The organism is Ruegeria sp. SCP11 (assembly GCF_040329455.1).
In the GTDB taxonomy this organism is placed as follows: Bacteria; Pseudomonadota; Alphaproteobacteria; order Rhodobacterales; family Rhodobacteraceae; genus Ruegeria; species Ruegeria atlantica_E.
In genome coordinates this window covers 1-12,855 of record NZ_JBDZYG010000005.1, presented here as the reverse complement: position 1 = coordinate 12,855, position 12,855 = coordinate 1, and the positions used below count along the sequence as shown (strand labels likewise).

14 protein-coding genes and 1 pseudogene are annotated in these 12,855 nt (G+C 57.0%); 7 read left to right on the top strand and 8 right to left on the bottom strand.

The genetic code is table 11. The features are described from left to right. Positions 1-24: 24 nt before the first annotated feature. Positions 25-1,530: a PAS-domain containing protein gene (locus tag ABLN94_RS08930; RefSeq protein ID WP_352991703.1), complete on the bottom strand. Its 1,506-nt coding sequence runs from the start codon at positions 1,528-1,530 to the stop codon at positions 25-27. Between the two features lie 64 nt (positions 1,531-1,594). Continuing rightward, positions 1,595-2,992 carry a sensor histidine kinase RegB gene (gene regB / locus ABLN94_RS08925; protein ID WP_352991701.1) on the bottom strand — a complete coding sequence of 466 codons (1,398 nt, stop codon included), beginning with the start codon at positions 2,990-2,992 and terminating at the stop codon, positions 1,595-1,597. A gap of 92 nt (positions 2,993-3,084) precedes the next feature. Between regB and ABLN94_RS08920 the strand changes: the two genes are divergently transcribed. Beyond that, positions 3,085-3,705, top strand: coding sequence for an SCO family protein (locus ABLN94_RS08920; protein ID WP_170487834.1), 621 nt, complete (start codon positions 3,085-3,087; stop codon positions 3,703-3,705). 76 nt (positions 3,706-3,781) lie between these two features. Further along, positions 3,782-4,336: an ActR/PrrA/RegA family redox response regulator transcription factor gene (locus ABLN94_RS08915; protein ID WP_058283361.1), complete on the top strand. Its 555-nt coding sequence runs from the start codon at positions 3,782-3,784 to the stop codon at positions 4,334-4,336. 547 nt (positions 4,337-4,883) lie between these two features. Here ABLN94_RS08915 and ABLN94_RS08910 read toward each other — a convergent pair. Then, the gene (locus tag ABLN94_RS08910; protein ID WP_352991698.1) at positions 4,884-5,477 is read right to left on the bottom strand and encodes an HD family hydrolase; all 594 of its coding nucleotides are present in this window, start codon (positions 5,475-5,477) and stop codon (positions 4,884-4,886) included. Between the two features lie 205 nt (positions 5,478-5,682). On the opposite strand from ABLN94_RS08910, the gene ABLN94_RS08905 reads away from it, so the two are divergent. Then, entirely contained in the window at positions 5,683-5,997 is a 315-nt protein-coding gene (locus ABLN94_RS08905) for a hypothetical protein (protein ID WP_352991696.1), read from the top strand. A gap of 102 nt (positions 5,998-6,099) precedes the next feature. After that, positions 6,100-7,488 (top strand): adenosylhomocysteinase, encoded by a 1,389-nt coding sequence (ahcY, locus tag ABLN94_RS08900; protein ID WP_352991695.1) that lies wholly within the window; start codon positions 6,100-6,102, stop codon positions 7,486-7,488. 59 nt (positions 7,489-7,547) lie between these two features. Here the strand turns inward: ahcY and ABLN94_RS08895 are convergent, their stop codons facing one another. Continuing rightward, entirely contained in the window at positions 7,548-8,195 is a 648-nt protein-coding gene (locus tag ABLN94_RS08895; RefSeq protein WP_352991693.1) for a DUF899 family protein, read from the bottom strand. Between the two features lie 186 nt (positions 8,196-8,381). Here ABLN94_RS08895 and ABLN94_RS08890 point away from each other — a divergent pair, with 186 nt between their 5' ends. Then, positions 8,382-8,723: a DUF2853 family protein gene (locus ABLN94_RS08890; RefSeq protein WP_352991692.1), complete on the top strand. Its 342-nt coding sequence runs from the start codon at positions 8,382-8,384 to the stop codon at positions 8,721-8,723. A 207-nt stretch (positions 8,724-8,930) separates the two neighbouring features. On the opposite strand, the gene ABLN94_RS08885 is transcribed toward ABLN94_RS08890, so the two are convergent. Genes ABLN94_RS08885 through tsaD form a run of 4 tightly spaced genes read right to left on the bottom strand, consistent with a single transcriptional unit; the run spans position 8,931 to position 11,680 of the window. Next, on the bottom strand, positions 8,931-9,353 hold the full coding sequence (locus tag ABLN94_RS08885; protein ID WP_352991690.1) for an EVE domain-containing protein: 423 nt from the start codon (positions 9,351-9,353) through the stop codon (positions 8,931-8,933). Continuing rightward, on the bottom strand, positions 9,353-9,622 hold the full coding sequence (locus ABLN94_RS08880) for a YciI family protein (protein WP_352991689.1): 270 nt from the start codon (positions 9,620-9,622) through the stop codon (positions 9,353-9,355). Before ABLN94_RS08880 ends, ABLN94_RS08885 begins: the two co-directional genes overlap by 1 nt. Position 9,623: 1 nt before the next feature. Continuing rightward, positions 9,624-10,586 (bottom strand): NAD(P)H-dependent glycerol-3-phosphate dehydrogenase, encoded by a 963-nt coding sequence (locus ABLN94_RS08875; protein ID WP_352991687.1) that lies wholly within the window; start codon positions 10,584-10,586, stop codon positions 9,624-9,626. Then, the gene (gene tsaD / locus ABLN94_RS08870; RefSeq protein WP_352991685.1) at positions 10,583-11,680 is read right to left on the bottom strand and encodes a tRNA (adenosine(37)-N6)-threonylcarbamoyltransferase complex transferase subunit TsaD; all 1,098 of its coding nucleotides are present in this window, start codon (positions 11,678-11,680) and stop codon (positions 10,583-10,585) included. Before tsaD ends, ABLN94_RS08875 begins: the two co-directional genes overlap by 4 nt. 97 nt (positions 11,681-11,777) lie before the next feature. On the opposite strand from tsaD, the gene ABLN94_RS08865 reads away from it, so the two are divergent. Both ABLN94_RS08865 and ABLN94_RS08860 read left to right on the top strand, forming a co-directional pair. Further along, positions 11,778-12,491 carry a uroporphyrinogen-III synthase gene (locus ABLN94_RS08865; protein ID WP_352991683.1) on the top strand — a complete coding sequence of 238 codons (714 nt, stop codon included), beginning with the start codon at positions 11,778-11,780 and terminating at the stop codon, positions 12,489-12,491. A gap of 54 nt (positions 12,492-12,545) precedes the next feature. Continuing rightward, positions 12,546-12,855, top strand: a pseudogene (locus ABLN94_RS08860) (hypothetical protein); the annotation flags it as partial.

The following is a 12,855-nucleotide window of genomic DNA, read 5'->3' as shown; positions in this document are numbered from 1 at the left end:
ACGCCCGGTCGGCTGCAACCCGGTTCAGGCGCTGATTTTCTGGATCGGCAGAGCTTTCGGTGCGTCCACCATCGCGAAACGGACAATCGTTGCGCCGTTTTGCATTGGACTGACGATGCAGGTCAGGTTGGTGCCATTTCGCAACCGAAGGTCGCTGGACCAATCAGTACGGTTGTCCCTCATTTCCACAAAATCGCGGATTTCACCAAAGATCGGCGTGGCAGCGCATTGTTCCTGCCAGGTGCGCGTCATGTCCAACACGGAATCCGGCTTGAATCCGACTTCTCCGGTGTCGCCCCACAGCTGTTGATAAGCGCGGTTGGTGAAAGCCAGTGTTCCATCGTCGCCGAACACCGCGATGGCATCGGCCAGCTTGTCCAGAACCGATTGCATCAGATCCATTTCTGAACGGAACCGGCGGGTCAGTGTGATCTCAGCGGTGATATCCTCGAACAGAAAGGCGACGGCACCGTCCGGGTGGGGCCGACCGCTGACTGAATAGACCGAGCCGGAGGGCAGCGACCATGTCTCTTGATAATTTCCGTCTTCAGCGGCTTCGAGAAGATCGTTCATCTGACTTCGCCAACTGCGGTAGTTCTTGGGTTCCGGCATCATGTGCTGATCACGCAACCGATCAAAAAAGCTGGATAGGCTGGGGCGGCAGCTGAGGAAATCCGGGGGCAAGGTGGTCAGGTCGATCAGGGCTGGATTGAACAGGGCCAACTGGCGGTTACGGTCGAAAATAGCCAGACCAATTGACAATTGAGCGAAGGTTTTCGTCATGGTCTGGACGAATTTGCGCTGGGCAATTTCCGCGGCAACGATGGCATTGATATCGACCGCATAGCACAGGTGCCCTTCGGGGTGCTCAACTACAGTCAAGTCGAACCACAGCTTGTTTTCACTTTCGTCTGACGAGATAGAAATACGAGTCTTTGCGCCCAACCTCGTATCCCGACCTGCGTCAGAGAACAGCGGTGCGGTAAGATCTGCATCCTGACCGCGCACCTTGCGTACCAGCGAGACATAGGCGGCATTGCACCAACGCACATTGCTTTGATGATCCAGCAACCAGACGGGGTAGGGTGCCTGCTCCATCGCCAGGCGGATAGGGTCCTGGGCATCACGTTGTGTAGTGTTCGGGCGATCTATGCTGTCGCGTAGCTGAACGCGAACGATGCCGTCAATCCATTCGCAAAGGACATCCCGTTCGATGGTGCAGTCGATAGCGGGAATGACCAGCGTGCCTGCGCGTCGAACATGGTCGGGCGTTTCCGGGAAGGTCGGGAAATCCCGTTGCAGCAGACGACACAGATCGGCCCAGTCGCGGACGGTTTCAAACCCTTCCAGCGCAATGTCGGAGTGGCTGATCAACCGACTTCCGTCGAACAGGAAAACCGCGTTGAACAGCGATGCCGGGGCGGACAAACCAAAATTGTCGCCCGTCAGTCGGCGACGGGGTAAAAGCCATTGCACCGCCAAGCTGCCTGATACCAGGCTGATAGCGGCCAGAATGATCCATTCGACCATGCGTTCCTCGGGGCTGACTCCACAAAGGGGAACTATGTGCCGGAAAGGTTAACGGGGTCTTAACTCAAACCTGAATGCGTTGGTTTGCGCCAGAGGGTACCGGGGTGTCGCCGGTCTGCGCGTCAACAAGATTGCGTGGCCACGATACACGTACAATCGCGCCCCGGCGCTCGGGATTGTCGCAAAGGTTTTGATAGGGGTCCGAGCCGTTGGCGAAATGAAGCTCCGCACCACTGCGCTCCAACAAGGTTTTGGCGATGAACAGGCCCAAGCCCATTCCTTCGTATTCCGGGCGGGTTTGCTGATCTGTTTCGGCCCGACGACGTCGCATAAAGGGATCGCCGATCCGTCCGATCATATGAGCGGGATAGCCTCGCCCGTCATCCATTATGTCGATGGTGATATGATCGGTGGTCCATTCAGCCTCGATCCAAACGTTGTTCCGCGCGAAATCCACTGCGTTTTGGATTAGGTTGCGCAGGCCGTGAATAATCTCGGGCTTTCGCAGGATCGAGGGTTGTTGTACGTCGCCGTCCCCGGTTGGACCTTCAGCAAAGTGAACGGACTTGCCCCGGTGGATATGAGGCTCGGCAGCCTCATGGATCACTGTGGACAGCGGTGCCTGCCGGAGATGCAGGTCGTCTTTTCCTGCGCGGCCCATATCGCGCAGGATATCGCGGCAGCGGTTGGCCTGTTCACGGATCAGTGCGGCATCTTCCTTCAGGTCGGGGCGGTCATCCAGTTCTTCGATCAGTTCTGCGCTGGTCAGCTTGATTGTGGCCAAAGGTGTCCCAAGCTCATGCGCGGCGGCGGCGACCACGCCGCCCAGATCCGTCAATTTCTGCTCGCGCGCCAAGGCCATGTGAGTGGCCGCAAGCGCTTCAGACATGGATTGCACTTCGGAACTGACACGATGGGAATAGGCGCCGATAAAAACAATAGCGATGACAATGGCAGCCCAGTTTCCGAATAGCAGGATACCCGGGATTTCCAGCTCAACCCCCGCAGCCGTGTGGAGGGGAAGATGAAACTTTGCAAGCACGGACGTCAGCAGAAGCGCGACGCCCCCCACGATCAGGGTTGACCGAGTGCTCATTACATTGGCCGAAATTGTCACTGGCCCTAGCAGCAACAGGGCAAACGGGTTGTTCAGGCCCCCTGTCAGGTACAAAAGAATCGACAACTGCAGCAGATCGAACAAGACCATCAGGAAGTTTTGAAACTCAGTCAGTCGTTTGTTCTGCGGGAACAACAAGATGGCCGTCATGTTACCCATGACCGAGACACCAATCGCGAGGTAACACAGTGCCAGCTCCAACTGCACGTGATAATATTGCTGAGCGACCGTGATAGCTGTGAACTGACCTATGATGGCCACCCAGCGCAGCAGAATCAGAGTACGCAGCCTAATCCAGCTACTACGTTCCTGGCCGCGCAATAAAGTGATGTTCGAATTTGCCATCGGTCCATTATGTCCTGTTGCATCGGCTGTTCATCTTGATAGGTGTCCCGGTCGAAACGATCAACAACCCCTCTCATCTCAGGATTGATGTCATGATCCGTCTTTACGCCATCCTTGCAACCGTTGTGCTGGCCGTTGGTCTGGGTGCCATGTGGCTGCTGACGCGGGGTGCGGGATCAAATGATCAGTTCGCGCAATGCCGATCCAGCCAGATTGCAGGTGGATCAGCAGCCATCGGTGGCCCGTTCGAGCTGATCAACGGCGAGGGTGAGACTGTTACCGATAAGGACGTGATCACCGAGCCAACACTGGTCTACTTCGGCTACACCTTCTGCCCCGATGTCTGTCCGTTCGATATGTCGCGCAATGCCGAGGCGGTGGACATTTTGGCCGAGCGCGGCCAGTCGGTGACGCCGCTGTTCATCTCGATCGACCCGGACCGCGACACGCCCGAGGTGATGGCTGACTATGCGTTCAACCTCGGCGGCAAGACCATCGCACTGACCGGCTCGCCCGAGCAGGTGAAAGCCGCCAGTCAGGCCTACAAGACCTACTACAAGGCCCATGACAAAAGCGACGAGTTCTATCTGGTCGACCATTCCACTTTTACTTACCTGGTGACGCCCGAGCACGGATTTCTTGAATTTTTCAACCGCGATGACACGCCCGAGCAGATGGCTGATAAGGTCGGATGTTTCCTGGACAAGCTCTGATGCGTTTGACCTTTGAAATGGCGCTGCTATTACTCATGTTTAAGCCAAAGGCGTGAAATAGCGGAAAGAACAGAATATGGCGGACAGCTCTGACCTCGATATCGGCCCCGATAAATCCCTACTTCTTGTGGATGATGACGAGCCGTTTCTGAGACGTCTTGCCAAGGCCATGGAAAAGCGCGGGTTCGAGGTTGAAACCGCAGGCTCCGTCGCCGCAGGCCGCGCCATCTCCACCGCCCGTCCGCCGGCTTATGCCGTTGTTGACCTGCGGCTTGAGGATGGCAACGGGCTCGATGTGGTCGAAGTGCTGCGCGAAAAACGCCCCGACAGCCGGGTTGTGGTTCTGACCGGATATGGCGCGATTGCCACCGCCGTGGCGGCGGTTAAGATCGGCGCGACGGATTACCTGTCAAAACCCGCCGACGCCACCGACATCACCAGTGCGCTGTTGGCTAAGGGTGACGAACTGCCCCCACCACCAGAAAACCCCATGAGCGCGGACCGCGTGCGCTGGGAACACATCCAGCGGGTCTATGAACTGTGCGACAGGAATGTCTCCGAAACGGCGCGTCGCCTGAACATGCACCGCCGGACGTTGCAGCGGATTTTGGCGAAGCGTAGTCCGCGGTAATAGGCAGCGAATTCTGTTCAGAACGTACTTATTCAGCCTGTTTCGTGGACTAAGTTGACATTTCTTACTGTTAAGCCACGGGTATTTGGGGCAACTACTTTTTATAACTAAGGCGATTGGAACTGTCCCAAGGTCTAATGCGACCAACTGAGTTGTCTTGGGATCATTGTGGGAATTGTTCGATGGACGCAGTCGAGTACAGGAATCTAGTGGGTCTTATTTGGATCATTTTCCTGTTTATTGTAATGCCACTGAACTTTCGTCGCCAAACAAAAAAGACAGAATATAAAGCACTTATGGATTCAGGTCAGCTTATAAACCTCAATTTATTGACACTTGCGTCAGCATGGTTTCGAAAGAAGGACGACCCACTAAGGCGTCCTCATATACGAATAGCGAAGATTGGTTTTGCACATTTCTTCGGGTTATTGTTCGGAGGGGTCTTCGGTCTCGTAGCTATCCTTTCGGTATTTCGATTTTTGACATAAGCGCGACTGTTTGCTTGGCCACTTAGGACTCAGAGCCGTCATTGGAAAAAATTGGTATTCTATAAAAGAGCTATCAAAGCCTCATGCCGTGCCAAATACGCCTCTCGCACGTCAACTGGTGGGCGCAAGGTAATTTCCAACCCATCCATCACCGCCTTGTCCGGACGGCCAAAGAACTTGGTCGCCTCAGCCTCGGAAAACCCTGCAATCTGTGTCGCTTCCATCCAGGCGCTGATCTTGTCGGCCTTTTTGATCTGACGTTTTATCGTTTTCGGCACCTCGGCAGGCAACCCAAACCGGATATGGATCGCTGCCGCCAGACGATCATCCAGCGCGCCGTAATCGGGGCCGACGGCGGCTTTGACCGGCGAGATCATATCTCCGATCACATATTCCGGCGCATCATGTAACAAAGCCGCGAGCCGCCATTTCACCGGTGCTTTGGGCGCGATCCGGCCAAACAACTCTTCAACCAGAAGGGAATGTTCGGCCACGGAATAGGCAAAATCCCCCGCTGTTTGGCCATTCCAGCGGGCCACAAAGGCCAATCCATGGGCGATATCTTCGATTTCGATGTCCACAGGGGTCGGGTCCAGCAGGTCCAGCCTGCGCCCCGACAACATCCGCTGCCATGCTCGTGCTTGTGTTGCCATAATGCCATGCCTTGTGAAGTGGGACACGTATATTTCGCGTTTTTGTGCTATGATGTACCTGTCGAGATCACCAGCTGCCAACTTTTTCTTGACCAGCCGTGCTTTGAATTGGCGCGTGGTGATACCGACATTTGTGCTGAGGGGGGTGCATGCTCCTCCTGGTGTGCCCCTCTCGGAACGTAACCCGTATCGAAAGGAGCCCGCTATGTTTAAGCGACTGTTTGGATTGACCCTGGCCTTTGGAATGGCCGCAACTGCCCCACCTGCCTTTGCCCAAAGCTGTGCGCAGCGCGAGCATGTAATTGCCAAGCTGCAGAGCAGCTATTCGGAAGAGCTGGCCTTTGGCGGATTGCAGAAAACCCGCGGGGCGCAGGCGGTCTTGGAGGTCTGGACCTCGAAGGAAACCGGAAGCTACACGGTTCTGGTGACCCAGGCGAACGGCATCAGTTGTATTGTCGCCGTTGGCACAGATTTTTTTGAAGCGATCCCGAAGATTAAACTGAAGGGTGAGCCAAGCTGATTTTAGCGGTGGAACATCCCGTTTCCGGCCATGTTCGTTGCCACCTGCCCCAAGGAGTGCTAGGGGCAGCCCGAACTGTGATTTACCGGAATGGAGCACCTGATGGCCGGGGACTATATCGTCAAAGACATTTCGCTGGCCGGGTTCGGCCGCAAAGAGCTAGATATCGCCGAAACCGAAATGCCGGGCTTGATGGCCCTGCGCGCAGAATACGGTGAAGCGAAGCCGTTGGAAGGCGCGCGCATTGTCGGTTCGCTGCACATGACCATCCAGACTGCTGTTCTGATCGAAACGCTAGTCGCTCTGGGCGCGGATGTGCGCTGGGCGTCCTGTAACATCTTCTCGACCCAGGACCATGCGGCCGCCGCGATTGCCGAGGCAGGCATCCCTGTCTTCGCGATCAAAGGTCAGACGCTGGAAGAGCACTGGGACTATCTGGACAAATCCTTCCTGTTCGAAGACGGCCCCAACATGATCCTCGACGATGGCGGCGACGCAACGCTGTACATCCTGCTTGGTGCGCGTGCCGAAGCGGGTGAGGATATCATCCCTGTGCCGTCTTCCGAAGAGGAAGAGGTGATCAAGAAGCAGATCGCCAAGCGTATGGAAGCAAGCCCCGGCTGGTTCACTAAGATGCGCGACCAGATCCAAGGCGTGTCCGAGGAAACCACCACCGGTGTGAACCGCCTATATCAGCTGGTGAAAGACGGCCATCTGCCGTTCCCGGCGATCAACGTGAATGACTCGGTTACCAAGTCAAAGTTCGACAACAAATACGGCTGTAAGGAATCGCTGGTCGACGGTATTCGCCGCGCCACCGACACCATGATGGCTGGCAAGGTTGCCGTGGTTTGCGGCTATGGCGACGTAGGCAAAGGCTCGGCCGCTTCGCTGCGTGGCGCGGGTGCACGAGTGAAAGTCACCGAAGTTGATCCGATCTGCGCGCTACAAGCTGCGATGGACGGGTTCGAAGTCACCCTGCTGGAAGACGAAGTCGCATCGGCGGATATCTTCATCACCACAACCGGCAACAAGGACGTGATCCGCATCGAGCATATGCGCGAGATGAAGGACATGGCCATTGTCGGCAACATCGGCCACTTCGACAACGAAATTCAGGTGGCCAACCTGAAGAACCACAAATGGACCAACATCAAGGAACAGGTGGACATGATCGAGATGCCCTCGGGCAACCGTATCATCCTGCTGTCCGAAGGCCGTCTGCTGAACCTCGGCAACGCCACCGGTCACCCGTCCTTCGTGATGTCGGCGTCTTTCACCAACCAGGTTCTCGCGCAGATCGAACTGTTCACCAAAGGTGACCAGTATGAAAACAAGGTCTACATCCTGCCCAAGCATCTGGATGAGAAGGTTGCCCGTCTGCACCTGGATCGTATCGGCGTGAAACTGACCAAAATGGACAGCGAACAGGCTGCCTATATCGGTGTAAAGCCGGAAGGCCCGTACAAGCCCGAGCACTATCGCTACTGATTTCTGCGGAAAGCGGAATGGGAACGGCGGCCGATTTGGCCGCCGTTTCATTTTTGGCCTCAGCGTAATGGCGGAATGAAATCGCCGCGACCCTGCGGTGTAAAATCCAGAACGTTCCACAGGGGCCATGCCGTATCAATGTGCCGTGGATGCCAGTCGCTGGGTTCGAAAAACAGCTCGGAACTCCAGAAATGATGAATCCCATCCGAATTGCGTTGAAAAACGTTCAGGATCGGCAGCTGACTTCCATCCTCAGCCTCAGCGAGATAGTCGCGCTGATACTCGGTGCCGAGCGCCGAATAGAGCGGCAGCTGGCTCCACCCCATACTGGCTTTCAGATCAGATAGTTTTTCGGGCGTGTTCTGTGCGACGACACCAAAGCTGATTTTCCGAGAAATGTGGGCTATCTGACCGTTCATCCCATCCAGAAAAGCCGAACACATAGGGCAGGGCTGATCTGCATCAGGCCCATACATCAGCGAATAGATCGCAAGGGCGTCATGAGGACCAAACAGAGAGGAAAGAGGTGCATCCGCGCCCTCAAGGGTGCGAAATGGGTAATCTTGCGGAACTTCGCCGCCTTTGGGCAGGCCGCGCCTTAGGCTTGCAACCTCTTCTACCTTCGCGCGCAGATCCGCTTCGGCTGACAGTAATGTGTTACGTGCAGCTCTGTATTCAGGGTTTTCATTTGGCAGGGAAACGGTCATGGCAAACTCCTGATCTTAATTATTTAACAATAATGTTAAATAATGAGGTGGCGAAAATCAAGGCTCGGCAATACCGGATCATAGCTAGGGGGAATGCAGGCGGTTTTTCCCATTGTGCAAATTACCCTGAAGAATACCGTGTTTTGGATGATGGATTGTCCGCAAAACCGCAGCTAGGAGACGACAATGGGAAAACGCGACGAGCTAATCGCCAAATATGCAGAAGACCTTAAAAACAAGTGCGGAATGGACCCCGATATGGATCTGCTGACCCAGGTCGCCATCGGCTGTGGTCCAGCGATCTATGACGTCGACGCGTCGACCGTGGCGGCCACGCAAGAGGGCGAACTTGAGACGGTTAAGAACAACTTCCTCATCAAGAAACTGGGTCTGTCCGACGGACCCGAGTTGATGGAAGCAATCAACAAAGCACTCGAAACCTACGGCATGTCCGAGCGCAACAAGTACCGCGCTGTCGTCTATTACATGCTGGCCAAGCATTTCGGCAAAGAGTCGATCTACGGGTGAATGCTTTTCCTGGGAGCCCGCTTCGGCGGACACATTCAATTTTAAACACTTGGTATTTGTACCAAGAAGCGAAATTCGACTAACGTCAGAGTATGACCAGGACGGTCAGAGCCAAAGATTTCCAGACGCGTGTGGTGAGTAGGGAGCACGCGGGGGTAGGGAAGGTTCTGTATCCGTCAGGGCCTTCCCTTTTTATAGCTGTAATGGTTAGTCCGCCTGCGTCTGGCCTAGATCGCAGATCACCTGCCATTCGGCGTCGCTGACCGGCTGCACCGACAGGCGCGAGTTCTTCACCAGCACCATATCGGCCAGACGCTCGTCGGCTTTGATCTGGTCCAGCGTGACCGGAGTTGTGAAAGGCCGAACTGCTTTGATGTCCACACACTCCCAACGCTCATCATCTGTGGTGCTGTCGGGATGGGCTTCGGCGCAGACCTCGACAATGCCGACGATCGCCTTGTCCTTTTGCGAATGGTAAAAGAACCCGCGATCGCCGATTTGCATCTGACGCATGAAATTCCGCGCCTGATAGTTGCGCACGCCGTCCCACTCCTCGCCGGTTTCGCCTTTGGCGACCTGCTGGTCCCAGCTCCAGGTCGAGGGCTCGGATTTGAACAGCCAGTTCGCCATTAGCCTATGACCTTCTTCCATTGAATCAAGTCAACAGACTGAAACAGCCCCGCTTTGGCATAAGGGTCATTGTCGGCCCAGGCTTGCGCGGCGGCCATGTCTTCCACTTCCAGAACGATCAGCGAACCGATCATCGCGTCACCGTCCAGCAAGGGCCCGGCTTGCGAGACGACGCCGGTTTCCTCGATATAGGCCAGGTGGTCGGCGCGGTTGTCCAGCCGGGTTTGCAGAGCGCCGTGCTTGTCCTTGGCGATCAGGGCGATGAGCATGTTATTCCTCCTTGAGGGGTCGGTTGAGCAGGGTTTGAATGGCCTGGGTCACACTATAGGTACCCTGGCTCAGGTCGGCCACCGTGGCGCTGATGGGCATGTCCAACCCCTCAGCAGTAGCGATCTCGGCCATGGCGCGCGCAGTGGCAACACCTTCGACCGTGGTTTGCGTGTCGAAAGGCAGATTACGACCCAAACAAAGGCCGAAACGGTAATTTCTGGACAGCTCGGACGAGCAGGTTAGCACCAGATCGCCCAGCCCTGACAACCCCATCAGGGTGTCCGGTTGCGCACCACGCATCAGGGCAAAGCGCTGCATCTCGGCAAATCCACGGGTCATCAGGGCGGCGCGGGCGCTGTCGCCCAGCCCGGCACCGATGGCGGCTCCGCAACCGATGGCCATGACATTCTTCAGCGCGCCGCCCAGTTCAGCACCAACCACATCGGTGGTGCGATAGAGGCGCAGGTTTGCGGTGGTCAGTTCGGATTGCAGTGTTTCACTCAGCTCTGCATCCGCGCAAGCCAAAGTCAGCGCTGTCGGCAGGCCTCGCGCGATGTCATCGGCGAAGCTGGGCCCGGTCAGCAGGGCTGGGCGGGAGTCAGGGATCGTCTGGCGGATCACCGAAATCGGCCCGAGGCCCGAGGACAGCTCAATCCCCTTGCAACAGGCAACCAGCGTTTTCCCAGACAGTGCCGAGGCATGTTCCGTCAGAGCTGCGCGCAGTTTCTGCATGGGTACGGCCAGTAACAAGACATCGGCGGCCACGGCGTCCTGAATGTTCGCTGTAACCCTTATCCTCTCCGGTAAGGTCACGTTCGGCAAGCGCGCTTCATTTTCTCGGCATTTTTGCATAAGCGTGGCCTGTTCAGCGTTGCGCGACCAAAGTGTCACCGCGCCATTCCCGGCCAGTGAAATTGCCAGTGCCGTGCCAAATGCACCTGATCCGAGGACCGAAACACTCATGCCTTGGCCCCTTTCTTACCGCTGCCCAGCATGGCAGGGCTGGTCTGATCCAAAGGCCAGCGGGGACGGGCAGTCAGGTCCAGACCATCACGGGCACCGGTGCGAAACCGCTCTATCCCGGCATAGGCAATCATCGCCGCGTTGTCAGTGCAAAGGTTCAGAGGTGGCGCAGTGAAACGGGCACCTTTCTCGGCACAAACAGTCTCTAACGCTAAACGAATTGCCGAATTTGCAGCTACCCCTCCGGCCACGGCGATTACCGGATCCGACGGGTTTTCCTCCAGATAGCGATCCATCGCCCGACGGGTTTTTTCGGCCAGCGTGTCCACAATGGCCTGCTGGAACCCGGCGCAGAGATCGGCGCGATCCTGGCGGGTCAGCCCGCCTTTTTCAGCAACGATCTGATCCCGCATCCGCATCAGCGCGGTCTTCAGTCCAGAGAAAGACAAGTCACATCCGGGCCGATCCAGCAGCGGTCGGGGAAAACGGAACCGTTTGGGATCGCCGGATCGCGCCTCAGCCTCGACCGAGGGGCCGCCCGGTTGTGGCAAACCCAGCAGGCGGGCGGTCTTGTCGAACGCCTCACCCGGCGCGTCGTCGATGGTACCGCCCAGACGAGTGAACTGTTCCGGCCCGTGCGCAATCAGGTATTGGCAATGCCCGCCCGACACCAACAGCATCAGGTAGGGAAAGGCGATTCCGTCGGTCAGGCGCGGCGTCAGCGCATGCCCGGCCAGGTGGTTCACCCCGATCAGAGGCAGGCCAGTCGCGGCGCTTAGCCCCTTGGCGCACATCACGCCAGACATGACGCCGCCGATTAGGCCCGGTCCAGCGGTGACGGCGATAGCGTCAATATCAGCAAGGGTCATCTCCGCGGCCTCCAGCGCCTGTACCACGCAGATATCCAACTTTTCCGCATGCGCCCGCGCGGCGATCTCGGGCACCACGCCGCCAAAGGCGCTGTGCAACTCAGTCTGGCCATGCACAATGGACGATAGCACCTCGGCCCCGGATCCGTCCGTCTGGCGCACGACGGCGGCGGCTGTGTCGTCACAGCTGCTTTCCAATCCGAGGATGGTAAGTGTTTGCACCATAGACCTGATCCGTTACACCATGATTGCCAAGCGGGGTATCACCCTGCGCCGATGCAAACAATCCCAAGGCCGAGGGCGCCGACCGTTGTATTTGCTAATGACCCGCCCGCGCGCGGCCTCTGAAAGGTTCGTTGCGCAACTGCCGACCCGCACCAGATCCCGGGTAGAGGTCATATATTCCCCGATACTCGAGATTAAACCCTTGCCGATCAGCGTAGATACCAACGGTGTGCGGGGTCTGATTTTTACTTCGGCCAACGGGGTGAATGCCGCCGTATCTTTGGGTCTGGCGCGGGATATGCCAGCCTTTTGCGTGGGTCCCGCCACCACTGGCGCAGCCAAGGGGGCCGGGTGGGCGGCACAGATGGCCGGCGCAACTGCCGAAGAGCTGGTAGCCTACTTGCTGAAACACCGGCCAGACAGTCCGCTCTTGCATCTTAGGGGTGAACACAGCCGGGGAAATATTGCCACGCGCCTGACCGAGTCGGGGCTAACCGTCCGCGAACAGCCCGTTTATCAGCAGAACCTGTTACCGCTGACACCCGAGGCCATGGCTGCTGCCGAGGAAAATAAACCGGTGATTGCGCCCATTTTTTCGCCCAGAACGGCGCGACAATTCGCCGATATCTGGACCGGTTCGGCGCCATTATGGCTGGCTGCGATCAGCGATTCGACGGCGGAATCCCTTTATTCCTTGGACTATGCGCGCTTGAAGATAGCTAAGGAGCCGACCCCGAAGAAAATGCGGAAAGCCGTTAAAAAGCTTGTGAAACATGCGATGCGGGTTGAGGGCGACGAGACCACCGATTAACTTAGAGTGGCCTGTTATTCATGAGATTTTGGATTCGATAAGGGGAATGTTGCGGTGGCTCGTAAGAAGAAATCCGATCAAAAGCCGATGGAAGACCCCAAGTCGGAAGACCTGAACAACGCGGTATCATCCTCGGACGAGGCGCCTGTTGAGTTGCCCGACCCGAAGGACGAGGCGGCACAGAACTATGAAACCAAGCCGGAAGAAACCGCCGTTGACGCGGCTGAACCATTAGATTCGAACTTTTCCGAAGCCGAAGCCGAAGCCGAAGCCGAAGCCGAAGCCGAAGCCGAAGCCGAAGCCGAAGCCGAAGCCGAAGCCGAAGCCGAAGCCGAAGCCGAAGCCGAAGCCGAAGCCGAAGCCG

Bases quoted from the DNA above. Each gene is read 5' to 3' on its own strand.
- ABLN94_RS08905 (WP_352991696.1), top strand. From the start codon at position 5,683: ATGTTTAAGCGACTGTTTGGATTGACCCTGGCCTTTGGAATGGCCGCA.
- ABLN94_RS08890 (WP_352991692.1), top strand. From the start codon at position 8,382: ATGGGAAAACGCGACGAGCTAATCGCCAAATATGCAGAAGACCTTAAA.
- tsaD (WP_352991685.1), bottom strand. From the start codon at position 11,680: ATGGTGCAAACACTTACCATCCTCGGATTGGAAAGCAGCTGTGACGAC.
- ABLN94_RS08875 (WP_352991687.1), bottom strand. From the start codon at position 10,586: ATGAGTGTTTCGGTCCTCGGATCAGGTGCATTTGGCACGGCACTGGCA.
- regB (WP_352991701.1), bottom strand. From the start codon at position 2,992: ATGGCAAATTCGAACATCACTTTATTGCGCGGCCAGGAACGTAGTAGC.
- ABLN94_RS08930 (WP_352991703.1), bottom strand. From the start codon at position 1,530: ATGGTCGAATGGATCATTCTGGCCGCTATCAGCCTGGTATCAGGCAGC.
- ABLN94_RS08895 (WP_352991693.1), bottom strand. From the start codon at position 8,195: ATGACCGTTTCCCTGCCAAATGAAAACCCTGAATACAGAGCTGCACGT.
- ABLN94_RS08920 (WP_170487834.1), top strand. From the start codon at position 3,085: ATGATCCGTCTTTACGCCATCCTTGCAACCGTTGTGCTGGCCGTTGGT.
- ABLN94_RS08885 (WP_352991690.1), bottom strand. From the start codon at position 9,353: ATGGCGAACTGGCTGTTCAAATCCGAGCCCTCGACCTGGAGCTGGGAC.
- ABLN94_RS08865 (WP_352991683.1), top strand. From the start codon at position 11,778: ATGACCCGCCCGCGCGCGGCCTCTGAAAGGTTCGTTGCGCAACTGCCG.
- ABLN94_RS08915 (WP_058283361.1), top strand. From the start codon at position 3,782: ATGGCGGACAGCTCTGACCTCGATATCGGCCCCGATAAATCCCTACTT.
- ABLN94_RS08910 (WP_352991698.1), bottom strand. From the start codon at position 5,477: ATGGCAACACAAGCACGAGCATGGCAGCGGATGTTGTCGGGGCGCAGG.
- ABLN94_RS08880 (WP_352991689.1), bottom strand. From the start codon at position 9,622: ATGCTCATCGCCCTGATCGCCAAGGACAAGCACGGCGCTCTGCAAACC.
- ahcY (WP_352991695.1), top strand. From the start codon at position 6,100: ATGGCCGGGGACTATATCGTCAAAGACATTTCGCTGGCCGGGTTCGGC.